The organism is Aureivirga marina, assembly GCF_015767265.1.
Classification (GTDB): Bacteria; Bacteroidota; Bacteroidia; order Flavobacteriales; family Flavobacteriaceae; genus Aureivirga; species Aureivirga marina.
In genome coordinates, this window is sequence record NZ_JADPIB010000008.1 from 1 (window position 1) to 19,505 (window position 19,505).

Annotated in this window: 15 protein-coding genes and 1 tRNA gene; 2 read left to right on the forward strand and 14 right to left on the reverse strand. The window is 29.4% G+C overall.

Features of this window, described 5'->3' with window-relative positions; genetic code table 11:
• Positions 1 to 487: 487 nt before the first annotated feature.
• From I1A51_RS14930 to I1A51_RS14995, 14 genes are all read right to left on the reverse strand, one after another.
• Positions 488 to 1,531, reverse strand: coding sequence for a glycosyltransferase (locus I1A51_RS14930; protein ID WP_196895310.1), 1,044 nt, complete (start codon positions 1,529 to 1,531; stop codon positions 488 to 490).
• Positions 1,521 to 2,792, reverse strand: a complete 1,272-nt coding sequence (gene purD / locus I1A51_RS14935; RefSeq protein WP_196895312.1) for a phosphoribosylamine--glycine ligase — start codon at positions 2,790 to 2,792, stop codon at positions 1,521 to 1,523. The genes I1A51_RS14930 and purD overlap by 11 nt, the downstream gene beginning before the upstream one ends.
• 25 nt (positions 2,793 to 2,817) lie before the next feature.
• Complete coding sequence (locus I1A51_RS14940) at positions 2,818 to 4,170, reverse strand: undecaprenyl-phosphate glucose phosphotransferase (protein ID WP_317192853.1); 1,353 nt, start codon at positions 4,168 to 4,170, stop codon at positions 2,818 to 2,820.
• Between the two features lie 26 nt (positions 4,171 to 4,196).
• Positions 4,197 to 4,958: a glycosyltransferase gene (locus I1A51_RS14945; protein WP_196895322.1), complete on the reverse strand. Its 762-nt coding sequence runs from the start codon at positions 4,956 to 4,958 to the stop codon at positions 4,197 to 4,199.
• Entirely contained in the window at positions 4,942 to 6,192 is a 1,251-nt protein-coding gene (locus I1A51_RS14950) for an O-antigen ligase family protein (protein WP_196895324.1), read from the reverse strand. The genes I1A51_RS14945 and I1A51_RS14950 overlap by 17 nt, the downstream gene beginning before the upstream one ends.
• 14 nt (positions 6,193 to 6,206) lie before the next feature.
• Positions 6,207 to 7,310 (reverse strand): glycosyltransferase, encoded by a 1,104-nt coding sequence (locus tag I1A51_RS14955; RefSeq protein WP_196895326.1) that lies wholly within the window; start codon positions 7,308 to 7,310, stop codon positions 6,207 to 6,209.
• 30 nt (positions 7,311 to 7,340) lie between these two features.
• Complete coding sequence (locus I1A51_RS14960; protein ID WP_196895327.1) at positions 7,341 to 7,979, reverse strand: LbetaH domain-containing protein; 639 nt, start codon at positions 7,977 to 7,979, stop codon at positions 7,341 to 7,343.
• 193 nt (positions 7,980 to 8,172) lie between these two features.
• The gene (locus I1A51_RS14965) at positions 8,173 to 10,020 is read right to left on the reverse strand and encodes a M1 family metallopeptidase (protein ID WP_196895328.1); all 1,848 of its coding nucleotides are present in this window, start codon (positions 10,018 to 10,020) and stop codon (positions 8,173 to 8,175) included.
• A 142-nt stretch (positions 10,021 to 10,162) separates the two neighbouring features.
• A complete protein-coding gene (locus I1A51_RS14970; RefSeq protein ID WP_196895329.1) occupies positions 10,163 to 11,875 on the reverse strand; it encodes a S8 family serine peptidase in 1,713 nt (570 codons plus the stop codon).
• 20 nt (positions 11,876 to 11,895) lie between these two features.
• The gene (locus I1A51_RS14975; RefSeq protein ID WP_196895330.1) at positions 11,896 to 12,756 is read right to left on the reverse strand and encodes an MBL fold metallo-hydrolase; all 861 of its coding nucleotides are present in this window, start codon (positions 12,754 to 12,756) and stop codon (positions 11,896 to 11,898) included.
• Between the two features lie 102 nt (positions 12,757 to 12,858).
• Positions 12,859 to 12,929: transfer RNA gene (locus I1A51_RS14980), tRNA-Cys, on the reverse strand.
• A 40-nt stretch (positions 12,930 to 12,969) separates the two neighbouring features.
• Positions 12,970 to 13,347 (reverse strand): dihydroneopterin aldolase, encoded by a 378-nt coding sequence (gene folB, locus I1A51_RS14985; protein ID WP_196895331.1) that lies wholly within the window; start codon positions 13,345 to 13,347, stop codon positions 12,970 to 12,972.
• Positions 13,348 to 13,519: 172 nt separating this feature from the next.
• The gene (locus I1A51_RS14990; protein WP_196895332.1) at positions 13,520 to 14,659 is read right to left on the reverse strand and encodes a hypothetical protein; all 1,140 of its coding nucleotides are present in this window, start codon (positions 14,657 to 14,659) and stop codon (positions 13,520 to 13,522) included.
• A gap of 123 nt (positions 14,660 to 14,782) precedes the next feature.
• Positions 14,783 to 17,554 carry a TonB-dependent receptor gene (locus I1A51_RS14995; protein WP_196895333.1) on the reverse strand — a complete coding sequence of 924 codons (2,772 nt, stop codon included), beginning with the start codon at positions 17,552 to 17,554 and terminating at the stop codon, positions 14,783 to 14,785.
• 200 nt (positions 17,555 to 17,754) lie between these two features.
• On the opposite strand from I1A51_RS14995, the gene I1A51_RS15000 reads away from it, so the two are divergent.
• Positions 17,755 to 18,444 carry a response regulator transcription factor gene (locus tag I1A51_RS15000; protein WP_196895335.1) on the forward strand — a complete coding sequence of 230 codons (690 nt, stop codon included), beginning with the start codon at positions 17,755 to 17,757 and terminating at the stop codon, positions 18,442 to 18,444.
• Complete coding sequence (locus tag I1A51_RS15005) at positions 18,434 to 19,471, forward strand: ATP-binding protein (RefSeq protein WP_196895337.1); 1,038 nt, start codon at positions 18,434 to 18,436, stop codon at positions 19,469 to 19,471. The genes I1A51_RS15000 and I1A51_RS15005 overlap by 11 nt, the downstream gene beginning before the upstream one ends.
• Positions 19,472 to 19,505 lie beyond the last annotated feature (34 nt).

Genomic DNA, 19,505 nt, shown 5'->3' on the forward strand with positions numbered 1-19,505 from the left:
GTGTTTGATTTCTTTTATACTATAATATATATAAGGTAGGTTTGGCTTCGGCTACGCTCAACTACCGTTTTTTGTTTACTTATATTATGTAGTGAGTGATTTTTGTAAATGTTAGCTTCGGCTGTGCTCAGCTACCTTTGGACTTATATATTATAATAGGTAAAATTTCTTTTGAGGTTGGCTTTGGCTTCGCTCAGCCTCCTTTAGATATATATAATAGGTATGTTTCTTCAAATATTAATTTCGGATACGCTCAGTTACTTTTATACTTATATAGTATAATAGATAGAATTTTCGGTTAAGTTGGGCTTCGGCTGCGCTCAGCCATCTTTTTTATTTACCTATATAATATATAGTATATAATTTTGTTTGGAAAACGATGCGTTAGGGATTGTAGCGGCATCCTTTTGCTGCTTTTAAATTTGCAGCAAAAGATATAGCGAAAAGCCCGACCCGAAGTTTTACGGAGGGGAACGCCCTAAAAAGATTATTTAAAGATGGATAAATCTAAATTCAAATTCGATTCTGAATAATTCTGAGGAGAATTAAAATTGAGGTTGTCTAAATTTATTTTTTTTAGGTTAGATTGTTTTATAAAATGAAACATTTCTCTTTGGTGAAGAAAATTACCAAGATATTCTTGTTCTTGTTGATTTGGTGTAGGAATTAGGATTGCATTTTTGTTTAATTTATACAAATCCATAATAGAACTATATCCTGCTCTACATATAATAAGGTTGCTTTGGTTGATTTCTTTTTCTAAATCTTTTGAGAGAAGAAAATCTTTGCAAATAAAATTTGGATTAATTTGAGTTATTTGATTTTCTTTTGTGATTATACCTTTTATTAATAGAACTTTCTTTTTGGTGTTTTGAAATTTATCAATTAACATTTTCTCCAAATAAGTTCTCTGTGGTTCTGGACCAGAAAGAATAATTAGAATATCATTTTTAATTGGTAATGTTTGTTTTTGAAATCGACTTAAAATTCCAATAAATTTTTGATTTAAATTTTTATTGGAAAAGCTCAATTTTCCAGATATTTTAATTTTTTCATCATCAGGAATCCAACATTCATCAAACTTTTGAATGATGTTTTGGTGAAAAAATGTTGTAATTGGCGTTGTAATACCAGAAATGACGGTAGTTTGATGTGTGACGTAAATGGAAGGAATGCTAGAATGTCGAATTCCAAAACGATTATCAGAAATAATTCCTTTTATATTTTCTTTTTGGATTATTTCTTCGACAAGTTTTTTTTCCTGTTGAACAGCTTTCCAGATGTGTGGTATTTTTAATAATAAATGAAGATTAAAAAAAAAGCTGTTTTTAGCATATGTAATATTATAAGGAGGAAGTTTGTAAGATTTTAAATTTGGAAATTCTTTTTGAAGAAGTTTTAAAGCATTTCCGTCACTTGCAAGAATTGGTTCAAAATTGTTTTCAAGAAGGTGATTGATAATAGGGACACACCTAGAAGCGTGTCCCAAACCCCAATTTAATGGAGCAATCAATATTTTTTTATAAGTCAAAACCTATATCTTTTCTATAATAGATTCCATCGAAGTTGATTTCATTCGCATTTTCATACGATTTCTCTAAAGCTTCTTTAAAATCGTTTCCATAAGCAGAAACAGCGATTACACGTCCTCCGTTTGTAAGAATTTTATCGCCGTCTAATTTTGTTCCTGCATGAAAAGCCATACAATATCTTGTATTTTCAAGTCCAGAAATCTCCTTTCCTTTTTCGTAAGCTTCAGGATATCCACCAGAAACAAGCATTACAGTAGTTGCACTTTTTGGGACAAATTGGATAGTTGCAGAATCTAAAGTTCCATTTGCAGTTTTTTCTAATAATTCTACAAAATCAGATTGAATTCTTGGCATTACAACTTCAGTTTCTGGATCTCCCATTCTACAGTTATACTCAATTACTTTAGGTTCATCACCTACTTTAATTAAACCAAAGAAAACGAAACCTTTGTATGGAAGATTATCTTTTTGTAATCCTTCAATTGTAGGTTTGATTACTTGATTTTCTACTTTTTCTAAGAAAGCATCATCTGCAAAAGGTACAGGAGAAACTGCTCCCATTCCACCAGTATTTAATCCAGTATCACCTTCACCAATTCTTTTATAATCTTTCGCATTTGGAAGAGTTACATAGTTTTTACCATCTGTAAGAACGAAGCAACTCATTTCAATTCCTTCTAAAAATTCTTCGATAACAACTTTAGCACTTGCATCTCCAAATTTTTGATTCGAAAGCATTTCTTTTAATTCTTTTTTTGCTTCTTCTAAATCATTTAAGATTAAAACACCTTTTCCAGCAGCTAAACCATCTGCTTTTAAAACATAAGGAGCATTTAAAGTTTCCAAGAATTTATATCCATCTTCTAAAGTATCAGCAGTGAAGCTTTCGTATGCAGCAGTTGGAATATTATGACGTATCATAAATTCTTTTGCAAATTCTTTACTTCCTTCCAATTGTGCAGCCTCTTTTTGAGGCCCGATAACTTTTACATCTTTTAAATCTTCGTCTGCTAAAAAGAAATCGTGCACTCCAGCAACAAGAGGAGCTTCTGGTCCTACTACTACAAGAGAAATATTATTTTCTAAAACTGTATTTTTTACAGCTTGAAAATCTTCTGGATTAATTGCAATATTTTTTCCAAGTTTTGCAGTTCCTGCATTTCCTGGAGCGATAAAAAGTTCTTCTACTTTTGGGCTTTGCATGATTTTCCATGCAATTGCGTGCTCTCTTCCTCCAGAACCTAAAATTAAAATATTCATTGTTGTGTTGTTTTGTGTTGTTGTTTTAGTATGCTTTATCTTCGCCTTCAATTGCGTTTGTAATTGTTAGCAAAATTATTTTTAAATCTAATAAAAAAGACCAATTTTCAATGTAAAAAATATCTAAACGAACACGATTATCAATATCGTGTTTAGTTTCAATTTCTCCACGATATCCTCTTACTTGTGCAAGTCCTGTAATTCCTGGTTTTACAAAATGTCGAACCATATATTTATTTACAGTTTTACTATATTCTTTTGTTTGACGAACCATATGTGGTCTTGGACCAACGATGCTCATATCACCTTTAAGGACATTAAAAAATTGCGGAAGTTCATCGATACTTGTTTTTCGCATAAAATTACCAATTTTAGTAATTCGAGCATCACCACGAGTTGCTTGCTTTAAATCCGAATCGTTGTTTACTTTCATGGAACGAAATTTATAACATTCGAAAGTAGAACCATTCAATCCATCGCGAGTTTGTTTGAAAAATACTTTTCCTTTAGATTCTAATTTAATTAAAATTGCAAGAATTGGAATTAACCAAGAAAGTACAAAAACAATTACTGCTAAAGAAAAAAGAATATCGAATAAACGTTTTAAACCTTTATTAAAAGAATTATCAAATGGTAGGATTCTACGAGAAAGAATTGGGATATAATCATAGTATTCCAGAACAGTTTTATGCAGCATTTTAGTTGCATCAGGAACAAATTTCACGTGCACTAGATTATTATCACCAAAATCGACAATTTTTTCAGCCATTTCAGGAGTTAAACTTGAAATAGAACAATAAATTTCGTCAATCTTATTTTCAATAACATAATCAAAGCTATCATTTATTTTTCCCAAAAAATTCTTTTTATTCTTTTTATTAGAATCAGAAAAAAAACCTTGGTATCTATAACCATATTCTGCTTTTTTATTGAAAAAATCTTTCAGTAAGTCAACACTTTGATTTTCTCCAATGATGATTACTTTACGAATATTTCCACCTTCAATTCTATATTTTTTAAGAGCATATATATAGAGATAAGTGAAAATAAACTGAATGGAATAAGTTAAAAATAGAACATTAATATTTTGTTCTACATTGATGAATTTATTTCGGATTCCATAATAACCAAAAAACAAAAAGCTAAATACAAAAGCATGTTTCAAAAAATTAAACATGACAATAGAAAGCTTTGAAAATCTTCGAATTTTATATATTTTAAAAACAAGAGAAAGATAGAGCCAACCTAAGTTATAAACGATAACAGATTGGAAATTCCAATAATTATCTTTTATCAGCAGATAAAAGCACATATTTAAAATAAGTAAATGACTTATAATAAAAATAGGTATAATAAATATGGAGTATCTCTTATTCACAATATTATTTTAAAGGGTTTGAAATTTTATTTCCATTTGCAAAAGTACTGAAAAGCAGATTTTATATGTGCTAGAAAAAGAGATAAATTTTTCGAAGAAGCTCTTTCATAATAATGATAAATTGGAGTATCAGGACTAAACATTACTGTATAGCCATGTTTGTAAACTTCTTTGCAAATATCTATATCTTCTAAATACATAAAATATCTAGGATCAAAACCTTTTAATTCTTTAAATACATTGGTTTTGAAAAGTTGAAAACATCCTAAAACATAATCTACTTGACTAATTTTGTTAATATCTAAATCTAAATACTCTTCTTTTTCAATTCTTTTTTGAAAAAATCTTTTAAACGGTCCAGTTCTTCGAATAATTAAATCAAAAACTGTTGGAAATTTTCGAATAGAAGGTTGTAGATCTCCATTTGGATATAAAACTTTTGGACCTAAAACACCAACTTTTTCATTTTTTTGAAGTTTTTGAATCATTTTTTCAAAGACAAAAGCATCAAAATAAACATCTGGATTTAAGATTAAATGAAAATCGGATGTTAATTGGTTTAGTATATAATTATGTCCATTACCAAATCCTAGATTTTTTCCAGTATAAATGTAGTTAATTTTTGGGTGATTAAATTTCCCTTCAAAAATTTTTGTTGGGGAATTATCAACTAAATAAAGTACGGAAGCATTTTCAACATTTAAAAAGCTTTCGATTGCTTTATTTAATTTTTCAAGATTGTTATTATATAAGACAATTGTAGCGGAAACGCTAAATTTTTCCTTCATTTTGGATTAGTTTGATAAAAAGTGTACTAAAAAATGCGTAAAAAACTACTCCGTGATTTCTTACTAAAACATTTTCTACAAAAAAGCTAACAGACACCATGATTAAAAAGCATGCAAATAAAACATTATGATTTGAGAATGCCAATCGATATTGAAAAATTAGAGCAATTATAAATAAAAGTAATCCAAAAATTCCGGTTATGACAGCATAATGAAAATAGTTATTGTGTGTATTGTAAGTGCTGTCCGTATAAACATTTGTATCAAATTTAGTATAACAATTATTTAGTTCTTTCTGTGCATCTCCAATTCCTACACCAAACAACCAATTATTAGAAAACACAGCTGTTGCACAATTCATGATTCCGAAACGGATATTAACAGAATTATGAAAATCTCCAACAGGAGGCTCAAATTTTGTAGCTTTTATTTCATCGATAAATCGAGATTTTAAAAAAGGGATTTTATAAATTCCTGTTATAGCTAAACCGATAAAAACAACAATACTAACAAATTTTATTTTCCATGATTTTAATAATGAAAATAAAAAATATAGCATTGCTAAAAGAAAAGCGATGATAGAAATTTTTGCAGAAGAAGCAACAGAAACAAAAGTTAAAACTCCAACAGATATTAATAAAAGTAAAATGTGGTAAAACTTAAGAGATTTAAAGTTTTTGTATAAAAAGTGTAAAGCAATAATAACTGCAAATAAAAACCATAAGGATAAATAACTTGGATGAAACTTCATATAATCCAACTTAAATATTAAATTTCTAAATGGTAAATTATAAAATTGTGCTTCGGAAATGCTTCTGAATAAATTATATTTATAAAATTGAGAAATAATATAAATTCCTTGAATTGTACAAGCTGTAAGATAGGATAATGAAATATATTTAAAATGTTTTTTCGCGATATTTCCCCCAAAAAGGAGCAAAATAATAGGAAAAAGCAAAATTGGTACACTTGTTTGTAATTCTTTTACACCTTCTTTAATATCTGATGTATATAGTAAACTAATAATAGAATACAGATAAAAACCAGATAAAATCAAGATATATTTATAATTTTCCTTTACAATTTTTCTTTTTAAATAGATAAAAGTTCCAACAGTAACTAAAGAAAATAGAATAATTGAAATCGATGATAAAGCATTCTTGTATATAGGAAAAAAGGACACAATTATTAAAAATAAGATGTCGTATCTTTTTTCTTTCAGTATTTCTTTCATTATGTTATTGTAATTTATCTAATCAAATATTTTAACAAATTATCCCAACCTATCACATGTGGATTAACGATTTTTTTCGCATTATGTTTTGTGAAATTTAAGTTTTTTGAGACAAATTTTTCTAAATGATTTTTTAATTCTTCTGCTTTATATGGATTAAAAAAAGCAACCTTATCATAATCTCCCAAAGTTTCATGAGCATAAGGAAGATCTGCAAGAAAAATTGGTTTTGAAAATTCTTTAAATTCAGATATTGGCAATCCCCAAGTTTCTAATCTCGAAGGGAAAATTAAAGCATCTGAATCTTCATATATCTCAAAAACTTTTTCTCTTGATTGTAAACCTATAAATTTTAAACCTTCTAAATGTTTATATTTTTCAATGATAAAATTTGCATAGGAATTTAAAGAAGAATCAATTGTTAACTTTATTTCTATCTTCTCTTGAAGTTCTTTATCTAATTTCTCATAAGCCTCACAAATAACTTCAAAATTCTTAAAAGATCTAGGAAAACTAGGATAAAATAATTGAATTTTATTTTTGTTTAATTCCTTAACATCTTTTGAAATTTCTTTCTTTTTATGCTCAATAGAAGGATATGCCACAACAACATTATCTAAATTCCATTTTTTTTGAAATTCTTCTCTTAACCAATTTTGTTGTACAATTATTTTTGAGTTCTTTTTAATATTTATCCCATATAAATAAATATAGAATAAAGAAAAAATTGCAGTTGTTTTTCCATATTTCCAATCATTTTTAGTTGGTTTGAAAAATGGAGCAGGATTATGACAATAAACAAATTGTTTTTCACAAAAAACATTAGGAGTCATATCATGCATTGAGAACCAATATTTAGGTTTTATTTCTTTCGATAATTTTTTAAAATCTGCATATTCGTATTTGATTCTTTTAAACCAACTACTTTTGGAATCTTCAAATTCTAAATATGTTATATTTTCGGTAGAATACAGCTCTTTTTTGTGAACAAGCGCAATTATTTCATATTTATCAGCATATAGATATGAAATTCGTTCCAAAAAATCCTGCATCACAGAAAGTGGCCCTCCTTCTGTAAAATTTATTCCAGAAACAACTATTTTGTTTGTAAAAGTCATTATTAATTAGTGTGTTCTTTTAAAATAATTTTAAGAAATTCTATCCCATGATTTTTTTTCATCATTATATTTTTTCAATGCTTTGGCTGGTGTTCCTGCAATGATTAAATTTTTATCAAATTTTCCTGATACAACAGAATTTGCTCCAATTATACATCCATCTCCAATAATCGTTCCTGGAAGTATACAAACGTTCTCTGAAATCCAAACATTTTTTCCAATGTTAACTTCTTGCGGAATCACTTTTCTAAATTTTGGAGCAGAATATGGAGAATCTTGATTTTCTCCAGAATAATTTCCATGATTATGATCTGTTATTAACACATTACTTGCGATTAATGTATTATCACCAATAGTTATTTTTTTAAAAACTCCTACATGAACATTGTTATTAACCGTAACATCATCACCAATTATTAATTCTGGTAAATTATCAACATTTTCTACTGTATGCCTCGCATATTTTTTATCCATTACTTCAAGCCTTAACATATTTCCTGCTGAAAAATTCTTTCCAAATTTAATATGTCTTTTTCCTATGATATATGCTGGTTGTCGAATCATCCTCACATTTGAAGGAAAAAAAAGTTTTGTAGCTACCATATCTCTTATCATACGTAAAATTCCAAGAGAATAATAACTATTAAATAATCTTTTTAGCTCGTTCATGTACCTGTTTTGTTAAATAAGCAAATATAGTATATTAAAAATTTTAAAATGATAATTATCTAGTCTTAGATTCTAAAAATATCTCCAAATTTTATTATTTTAGAATATTTATAAATAGATAAAACAACAATGTATAAAAAACACCCTAACTCAAAAAGTAGAATTAGGATGTTTTTTTAAATATTTATAAAATTTACTTTTTATAAATCATATTTTGTCTATTCACATCTGCTAATCTAATAGCTGGATCAATAATTACTTCTTTTACATTTTTTGAAGTTTCAAATGTATATGTTGGAATTGCCCAAGCCCAAGCTTCTAAAACTTTTGCATTTGTTGGCTTATTTCCACGCATCATTCGTAAAGGAATATTGAAATTTTCAGTTGTTCCATCTTCATAAACTACAGCAATATCAAGTGGCATTGGCATTCTACCAACTCTCTCTAAAGTAATTTTATTTCCTTCTACAGATTTAATTCCATAATCAATTGTATGTGTCGTTTGTGTCCATTCATTTAAGAACCAATCTAATTGTAATCCTGAAACTTTTTCAGCTACTCTCTTGAAATCATTTGGATTTGGATGTTTGAATTTCCATTGATTAAAATATTCTTTTAATGTCTTATCTAAATTCTCTTCTCCAATGATATACTCTAATTCAAGTAAGAATAAATTCCCCATTGTATAGCTTCCAATTCCGTATGCTAAATTTGTATGATAACGATCTCCATGTGTAGAAAGAGGCTCTTGCTTTCCTGATTTTACTAAATAAACATAACCTCCATAAGTGCTTTTGAAAGAATTATCAGCAGTATGACCAAATTCCATATTTTCATATAAAGTCGAAAGATATGTCGTAAATCCTTCATCCATCCAAGGATATTTACTTTCATTTGTTCCTAAAATTTGTTGGAACCAAGAATGAGCTAATTCGTGAGCAGTTACACCAATTAAACTTCCATAAGATCTTTCTCCAGTAATTAAAGTACTTTGTGCATACTCCATTCCACCATCTCCACCTTGAATAACTGAATATTGTGGATAAGGATATTTCCCTACTTTCTCTCCAAAAAACTTCATCATATCGGCAGTTTTTTGTGGTAATTTCTTCCAGTTATCTAAATATTCTTTATCCATTGTACTCTTATAGAAAAAGTGTAAAACAATACCATCTTCAGTAGTTAATTTATCATGGATAAAATCTTTATCAGCTCCCCAAGCAAAATCATGAACATTTTCTGCTTTAAAATTCCAAGCTAATTTTTTTCTTTTTTTATGCTTTTTAACTTTAATTCCTTTATCCTCATATCCATGTCCAATAGCATTTTTATCTTGTAAAACTCCTGTTCCACCAATTGTATATTGGCTATTTAAATGAATAGTTACATTAAAATCTCCCCAAACTCCATAAAATTCTCTTCCGATATATGGATCTGCATGCCAACCTTCAAAATCATATTCTGCCATTTTAGGATACCATTGCGTCATTGAAAAAGCAACACCTTCTTTGCTGTTTCTACCTGATCTTCTAATTTGTTCTGGAATCTGTGCATCCCATTCCATTTCAAAAGTTGCAGAATTTCCTGATTTAATAGCTTCATTTAAAGTTACTTCTAAAACAGTTCCTACAGTTTTGTAAGCAACCAATTTTCCATTCATTTTTAAAGAATTTACTTTAATAAACCCGATTTGTTCTGGACTTAAAGAAGCAATTCTACTTTTAAATTCTGGTTTATCTTCTGTTCCTACATTTTCCATCATTCTTTTATCTGGATCTTCTACAGTTTGTAAGCGTAAATCCATTTCGCTTCCTGGTTGAAAAGCGTTAAAAAATAAATGATAGAAAACTTTATTTAAGTCTTCTGGTGAATTATTTGTGTAAACTAATTTTTGTTTTCCTTTATACTGAAATTTTTCATGATCAACATCAATGTCCATTGTATAATCAACATGTTGTTGCCAATATTCACAATTTGTTTGTGCAAATCCTATAGATGAAATTGCCAAAAACAAAAGTGTCAATAGATTGTTTTTTTTCATTTTACTTAGTTTTATTTAAATAGAATTAATTTTCTGATAGCTAAAAATAGACCAATAAAATTTTAAAAATTCTAATTTGGTTCAAAAAAAAGAGCATTCTCATAAATGAAAATACTCTTTTAATATTATTTATAATTTAAAATTATTTTTTTCTGTTAGCCATTGCATCTGCAAGCTTTAATGCATTATAAGCATTTAAGATACGACCAGAAATTGACATTTCGTCAAAGTTTTTCTTCGTAGTTTGAGATCCTGGAACGATTACATCTTTGTGGAATTCGATTCCTGATTTCATAATAATCTCTTTTACTTGAGGAGCAGTTAACTCAGGATAGTATGCTCTAACTAAAGCTGCAACACCTGCTACTTCTGGAGCAGCCATTGAAGTTCCTTGAATAGACTCATAAGAATCTTTAGGGAACGTTGCATAAATTTCTAATCCTGGAGCAAAAACGTCAACCATTTTTTGTCCGTAATTAGAGAATCCTGCTGGTAAGTTCTCATTAAAGTTACGAGACATTGCTCCAACTGTAAGAACATTATTTACATATTTATCAGCTTTGTTATAAGAATCTGTTGGGAAGTTATTTTCTTTATCTAAATCTAAAGAAGAGTTTCCAGCAGCATGTACTAATAAAACATCTTTTTCAGCAGCATATTTGAATGCATCATAAACCCATTCTGCATTTGGAGAATAAGCTTTACCGAAACTCATGTTAATTACTTTTGCTCCATTATCTACAGCATAACGAATTGCTAAAGCAACATCTTTATCTCTCTCATCTCCATCAGGAATTGCACGAACAGCCATGATTTTGATGTTTTCCATGTTTTCTTTTTGGTCTTTTCTATAAGTACCATCTTCATTTAATCCTCCTTCAATAATAGAAGCGATAATTCCAGAAACGTGAGTTCCGTGAATTTCATCATCTTTAGAACCAATAACATTGTTATTTCCATAAACTTTATCATTGATATCTTCAGGATTATCTTTAGTCATTCTTCCCTCGAAACTTAAGTTGTAGTGAGGTTCTTTATCTAAATTAACTTGTTTTGAGAAGTAGTTTTTATATCTCTCTAAACGTTTTTTAGTAAATCCTTGTTGCATTACACTTGCAAGCATTAAAGCTTGTTGTTGTAAAGCTGCATCTTCTGTTTGGAAGTTTTGTAAATCTTCAACAGTAATATCTTCTTTTCCGATTGCTTTTGCTAAATTATTCCAAGCTTCTTCTAATTTAGTTGCGAAAGCTAATTCTTGAACAGCTCTTTCTTTAGAAGATTTTACTTTTTTATCATAATCAGCTTTTGCAGTCATATAATAATCGTATTCTGCTTTTTCTTCAGGTTTGATATCTGAAGCTGATTTTCCAGTAAACTTCTTATCTCCTTTAGCAACAATACGTGTTAACTCTAATTGTTCTGGAGTATTTACACCATCACCACCTAAGAAATTCCATCCATGAACATCATCAATATATCCATTTCCGTTATCATCTTTTCCATTTAAAGTCTCTCCTGGATTTGTCCAAACAATATCAACTAAATCTTTGTGCTCGATATCTGTTCCAGAATCAATAACTCCAACAACAACTGGTGAAGCTTTTTTTCCTTTTAAGAAATCATAAGCTTGATATAAACTAATTCCTGGTACAGAATCTTTATAAATATCAGCATGTTGCCATCCTCTAATTTCAGCCTCCGTCATCGGTGCTTTTTTAGCTACAACATTTTCTGTTGATGTTTTTAAATTTGCTTTTTGTAAAGCTTCTGCTGTAGTCAACGTTTTTGGTGTTCCACAACTAGCTAAAAGAGCTCCAACAAAAGCTGATACATAAAGTGGTTTTAATACTCTCATTTTGTTTATTGATTTAGTTGTTAATTAAATACTTCGTTAAATTTAAATGTTTCTTTTAAACGAACTCCTCTTTCTGTTTTTTGTACAGTACAAAGTTCATTTACAGAATCGTGTTCTAAAAATAAAACAAATTCTTCTTCTGCTGCTTTATTTAAGAACTTCGATTTTTCGTCCATTGTTAACAATGGTCTTGTATCATATCCCATTACATAAGGAAGTGGAATATGACCCGTTGTAGGCAATAAGTCTGCCATAAATACAATTGTCTTTCCTTTATATTTAATATGAGGAATCATTTGTTTCTCTGTGTGCCCATTAACCATCAGAACATCAAACCCTAAAGGTGAATTTTCTAAATAATCAGAATTTGGAATAGAAACAAAATTCAATTGTCCACTTTCTTGCATTGGATTAATATTTTCCTTCAAGAAAGAAGCTTTTTCTCTTGGATTTGGATTTACAGCCCAATCCCAATGATTTTCATTAGACCAAAACTTTGCATTCTTAAAAGCAGGTTCTAAAAAAGTTCTGTCTTTATTCCATTGAATGCTTCCTCCACAATGATCAAAATGTAAATGTGTTAAAAATACATCTGTAATATCATCTCTATGAAAACCAAGTTTTGCTAAAGAACTATCTAATGAGAAATCTCCGTATAAATAGTAATATCCAAAAAACTTATCCGATTGTTTATTACCAATTCCTGTATCGATAAGAATTAATCTATCCCCATCTTCAATTAGCATACAACGCATGCTCAAGTTAATCAAATTATTAGCGTCAGCTGGGTTTGTTCTTTGCCAAAGTGTTTTTGGAACTACACCGAACATTGCACCACCATCTAATTTAAAATTTCCTGTTTCTATTGGATATATCTTCATACTAATTTTTAAGTAGTACAAATATGCAGAATTTATGGAAATAAATTGTTAAAGAAAACAAAAAAACCGCTTCAAATTATTTTGAAACGGTTCATTTTTTTGAGGTGTCGAGCGGATTCGAACCGCTGTACATGGTTTTGCAGACCACTGCCTAGCCACTCGGCCACGACACCTTGTTTTGTTGGATTGCAAATATATTGAAAATTTTATTTTTTACAAATTTTTTTCAAAATGTTTTCTATTTTTTGTTCTTTCGACAGTAACCATTGCAACATTTCCTCCAATTGGTGGATTTAATTTAGAAACTGCAACTGTCGCTTTTTTGACTAATTTCTCTTCTTTTAAGATTCTATTTAAAATTCTATCTACCACTTCTTCAAGCAGTTTTGAGCGAATTTCCATCTCTTCTTTCACAACTCTATTGATGAAAACATAATCAACCGTATCATTTAAATCATCTGTCTTAGCCGATTTAGATAAATCTGCTTTTACAGTTACATCAACACGATAATCTGATCCAATTTTACCTTCTTCCATCAAACAACCATGATATGCATATACACGAATATTTCTTACTTTGATAATTCCCATCACTTCGTATTTTAATTCAAATTTTTAGTGAGGCAAAAGTAAGTAAAATCCTCTTAGATTTTTATTAAAAATTTTCTAATTAGAATTACTAAAATTAAAAAAGGCCAATGAAAATTCATTGACCCTTTTTAAACACCTAATCTTAATAATATGTCTTGCTTATTATTCTATTTTATTTAGTCCAACCTTCAGCCCAAGTTGGTAAATCAGCTCCTGAACCTGCTCCTGTGTTATCTCCTTCGATAACTGAAGATTCTATGTTAGACTTTGTAGTAACATTGTCAAACTCTACAGTGTTTACTTTGTTTGCAGCAAAGTAATCTTGTGTTTCTGTTCCATCAAAAAAGATTCCTACTCCAGCATCTTCTGTTGTAGAAACAAAATTTTTCAAGAATACGTTTGTAAATGTTCCTTTAGTTCCTCTTCTTAAATACATTCCTGCTTCAGAAGTAACGTTTCCGTTGTTTCTTCCAATTAAAGTTACATTTGTTAATGTTGGCGCAGAAATTGGTGCTGCAGTTGGGTTACTTTTGTTACTATCAGCTTCAATTCCTCTACTGTCATCAGAAGAACTAGTTGAAGTTTGCTTAGAATATAAGTTTGTAACTTCTCCTGTCCATCCTTCAGCCCAGTCAAAAGAATCATCTTCTGCATCGATAGCTACAAGATTTTTTCCTCCTACAGTTCCTCCGAACCACTCAAATCCATCATCTTTACCTTTATACACTTGAAGATTTTCCATTGTTGTTTGGTTTCCTACAGCATAAAAAGTAAATCCATTAAACTCACTTTCACCATCAATTTTAGCTCCAGTATATTCAGCTCTAACATATCTTAAAGAACCAGAATTATCTGCATCATTAGTTCCACCATAAGTGATTCCAGCGATTTCAGTTTGTACATCTGTTCCTTTGTTTGTTTTTGCTTTACCACAGATTACGATTCCTCCCCAATCTCCAGAAACTGGATTATCAGATTTAGAAGTAAATACAATTGGTTTTGCAGCTGTACCTTCAGCTATTAATTTTCCACCTCTTTCAACAGCTAAATAAACATCCGTTCCTCCTGCTTCACATTCGATAGTCATTCCAGCAGGAATAGTTAATGTTACACCATCTTTTACATGAACTCTTCCAGAAAGGATATATGTTTTAGTTGCGTCTAAAGTCATATCTTCTGTAATATTTCCTGTTAATTCAATATCTTCTCCAACTGGATCTGTAGGATCAACTGGTCCGTTATAATCGTCATCGCTGCTACAAGCTGTGAAAATAGTTGCAAAAACCGCTAAAGATAAAATTGTCTTTCTCATTGTATGTGTTCTTAATAGATTTTGATTTGTTTTTTTAACACTACAAATAAACAATGCTCGTTTATCATACTGTTTAACATAAGTTTAACTGTGTGTTAATTATCAATCATTAATGTTAATTAATTAAAAAATGCTATAATTTAAACTAAATCCAACTGAGCTACCTCTCTCATAATCATATACATCCACTGCTGCATCCGAGTTATCTTGGAATCTAACAGTCTTTGTATTTAAAATGTTTTTGTAAGAAATCCCTAAGTTTAATTTCTCTCCAATTTTTGCACTTAAAATTAAATCCAAGTTGCTCATACCTTTTTGGTAAATGTTTCCTGAACCTTGTGAACCTAATGCGAAAAGTTTTCTACCTGTATATCCATAAACTAAAGTTGCTTTTGGTCTAAAGTTTCCAAAATCTTTAGAATAACTTAAATCAAAGTTTACTAATAATGGAGCTGCTCCTTGTAAAGCTGCTTTTTCATCTGTAAATAATACAGATTTTTCTCCATTTGTTTCATCAATTACTTTTTGAGAATTTAATTCTTGCTCCGTATACATATACGTTGCATTTAATCCAGCAGAAACTGTTGATGGTCTTTCATCAGTTCCCATTGTCATTAATTTCTTACGAACTTCCATTTCAATTCCAGCAGTATAAGCATAATCTCCAGCATTTGCATAAGAGAAATCATTTGCAGCAGAAGCAATTTGAATTTTTGAAATTGGATTCTCAATATATTTTCCGAAAGCTGCTACTGAGAAAATCTCACCAGCATCTGGGAATAATTCCCAAACGATATCTACATTATAATTTGTAGAAGAATATAAATATGGATTACCTAAAGAACTTCCATTTACACCTTCATATTTAAATGGTGCTTTTTCTTTGAACTGAGGTAATGTATATGTTTTACTTGCAGCAAATCTCAAGTTTTCTTTTTCAGACATTGTATACTTTAAAGAAAGACTTGGTAAAAATTCTAATTCATCAATGATTGTTGCGTCATAATCTTCATAATCATCTGAACTATTAATATTCGTATCCCAAGTAATACTTTGATCAATTTTATCAAAACGAGCTCCAATAATTGCAGTAAATTTCTCAGAGAAATTATATTCTACATTAAAATATCCAGCATGAACATCTAAATTTCCTTCATAAGTATAAGGTCTTAAAGCATCTGATCTTGTTCCTCTACCAGTTTGAATTGTGAATGTTCCAGGAACTCCAGGAGTATCAGCTAAATTTGAAGCGTTTAAGAAATCATCAATTGTATTTTTTCCAGTAAATACATCTCCATAAATATTAAAGTTATATTGTGTAGCTCTAAAATCTCTTTTCTTGATTCTCCCTTGGTATCCAATATGAAGTTTTCCGTTGAAAGTTTCTTCTTCATTTTTATTGAATTTATAGATTAATTTTGCTCTACCTGCAATTTCGTCTTCTTTTAAATCTTGGTAATAACGACTATTTGAAGATGGTGAGTTTGTACTGAATTTAAAGATTTCAGGATTATCTTGTTCAATTAAAGAATTCGATTTTCTGTCTGGTTGATCTGCATAAACATAGCTATATGAAACTCCCCATTTTGCATCTAATCTTTCAGAAATTCTGTTATCTCCGATTAATTGATTTACATAAACTTGGTTTTGATCATAAACAGACCTTCTATCAAATAAATTATTACTTCTGTTTTCATTTTGCCAATAATATTCTCCAACTGTATTTGTAGAAGAATTAATGAAAATAGAGTTTAAAGTTAATCTTTGTCCTTCTCTAATATCATAAGATAAACTTCCTAAAGCTGTCGTTTTTGTTTCGTAAGAAAATTTGTCAATATTGTAATAATCTTTGTTGATGATATCACTTCTATTTCCATAGTTTCTTTCTGTTCCATTTTTGTATGAATAATCACTTTTTTGTGAAGCCATTGCAAAGAAATTAATTTTTCCTTCTTCTCCAATGTCAAAAGATTTTCCTCCACTAATTCCGAAACCTAAATTTAATGGTGTGCTAGCAGTATTTGGATCCCATCTTGTATCAAATCTATATGCTTTAATTGTTTTTGGAGTTTTTGATTCGTAGAATCCTAATTTGTTTGGTCCATCAGAAACTAAGAAATCCATTCCTCCTAAGTTCGTAGCCGAACCTGTACTTGCACTAATTTTTAAACTTCCAGCACCTGAGTGAATTTTAGAAACAATATTAATATTTGCTCCTCCAAAATCACCATATGAATTTACTTTATACGTTTTGCTAATTCCAATATTTTGAATTACTCCAGTTGAAAATAAATCTAAAGAAATATTTTTAAACTCTGGATCATCCGATGGTAATGGTAAACCGTTTAAAGTAGTACTGTTATAACGATCTCCTAAACCACGAACAAATACTTTTCCTGATCCTTCTTGTTTTGAAATCCCTGTTACTTTTGTTACAGCAGATGCTGCATCACTAACTCCTTTTCTGCTTAATTCTTGTACACCGATTGATTGTACAATTTCTACAGAATTTCTTTGCGCATCAAGTAATGCTTTTTCTGATTCTTTTTTTCTACTACCACGAATTTCAATAGTTTCTAAAGTAACTCCTTCGTTTGCTCCAAGTGTTTTATCAATTCGTTTTGTTTCTCCAGCAGCAATAGTAAAAGATTCTGTAAGAGTCTCGTATCCAATAAAACTAATAGAAACTGTATAGGTTCCAGGGTCTACTTGCAAAGAATAATTTCCATCGATATCTGTAGAAGTTCCGATAGTTGTTCCTTGAATTACTACATCAGCAAATGCTAATGGTTCATTATTCATATCTTTATCTAAAATAGTTCCGATTAAAGTACCTTTTTGGGCAAAAGCGGAAACTGTTAATAAAGAAATAAATACAAAAAGAAAATTTTTCATTTTAAATTTAATTAAGGTGTTTAGTTGTGTTGTTGTATTCAGGTGCAAAAAAAAACTAAAATTTTAACTTAACTAACACTCTAATTTTAACATTAGTTAACTTATATGTTATATTAATGTTATCAAGTTAAATCATCGTTAACAATCAATTTTTTATTAATTATTATCTTTACTTTTGGCGAAAAAGGAACACATAACACATGAAAAAAAAGGATATAAAAATCTTACTAGTAGATGACGAACCAGATATTTTAGAAATTGTTGGTTATAATTTATCAAATGAAGGGTATAATATCTACACCGCTTCAAATGGAAAAGAAGCGATTTCTCAAGCAAAGAAAATTAAACCTCATTTAATTTTATTAGATATCATGATGCCAGAAATGGATGGAATTGAAGCTTGTGAAAAAATCAGAGAAACACCTGGTTTAGAAGATATTATTGTTGTATTCTTTACTGCAAGAGGAGAAGATTATTCTCAAGTTGCTGGATTTGATGCTGGAGCTGATGATTATATCACAAAACCGATCAAACCTAAAGTTTTAATTGGAAAAGTAAAAGCACTTTTAAGAAGGCTAAAAGAGGAAACTGCACAAGAACAAATTACTGTTGGAGATATAATTATTGACAGAGATGAATATGTAATTATCAAAGATGGTGAGCGTTTTTCTCTTCCAAGAAAAGAGTTTGAATTGTTCTCTTTACTTGCTTCAAAGCCAGGGAAAGTGTTTAAAAGAGATTTAATTCTAGATAGTGTTTGGGGAAATGAGGTAGTTGTAGGTGGAAGAACAATTGATGTGCATATCAGAAAACTTCGTGAAAAAATCGGTGACAACTATTTCAAAACTGTAAAAGGTGTTGGATATAAGTTTGTAATGGATGAAGTTTAAAAAAACATACACATTTGCATTTTGGTCTACGCTGTTGCTGACATTTTTTGCAACGATTTTAATCAGCATTTGTCTTTATTTATTTTATGGTAATGTAAATCCGTATTTTCTAATTCTATTTATCGGATTAGTTTTCGTTTTTACATTTGTTATCATTCAATACAGAGTAGAACGATTTATTTATAAAAGAGTAGAAAAAATTTACGACAACGTTTCTTTATTAGATATTAATGATTTGAAAAGAGATTCTATCACAACAGACATGGAAACACTTTCTTTGAAAGTACAAAAATTTGCAGAAGGAAAACGATTAGAAATAGAAACTCTTAATGAAAGAGAATCTTATAGAAGAGAATTTTTAGGAAATATTTCTCATGAATTAAAAACACCATTATTTACTGTTCAAGGTTATATTCTTACTTTATTAGAAGGAGGTTTGGACGATATGGATATTCGTGATAAATATTTAGAAAGAGCAAATAAAGGAGTTGAAAGATTAGTTTCAATTGTAAAAGATTTAGATATGATTGCCAAATTGGAATCAAGCGATTTAAATCTAAACATTTCTACATTTAATTGTGTAGAATTAATTCAAGACGTTTTTGATCTTTTTGAAATGAAAGCAAAAAGAAAAAATATTTTATTACGTTTTGATAAAAATTATGATGTTCCAATTCTAGCAAAAGGAGATGTTGAACGCATTGAACAAGTCTTAACTAATTTAGTTGTAAATTCTATCAAATATGGAAAAATGGATGGAACTACAACTGTGAGTATTGAATCTTATAACGATAAAAAAATAATTATTAAAGTCACAGACGACGGAGAAGGAATTCGCCAAGAAGACATGGGACGTTTGTTTGAAAGATTCTATCGAGTAGATAAAAGTAGATCTAGAGATCAAGGAGGTTCTGGTTTAGGATTATCTATTGTAAAACATATTGTGGAAGCTCATGGAGAATCTATTTTTATCGAAAGTGATTATGGAAAAGGTTCTGAGTTTTCTTTTACTTTAGAAGTTCCTTAGACTTTAAAAAACATATAAAAATAAAAAAGAGACT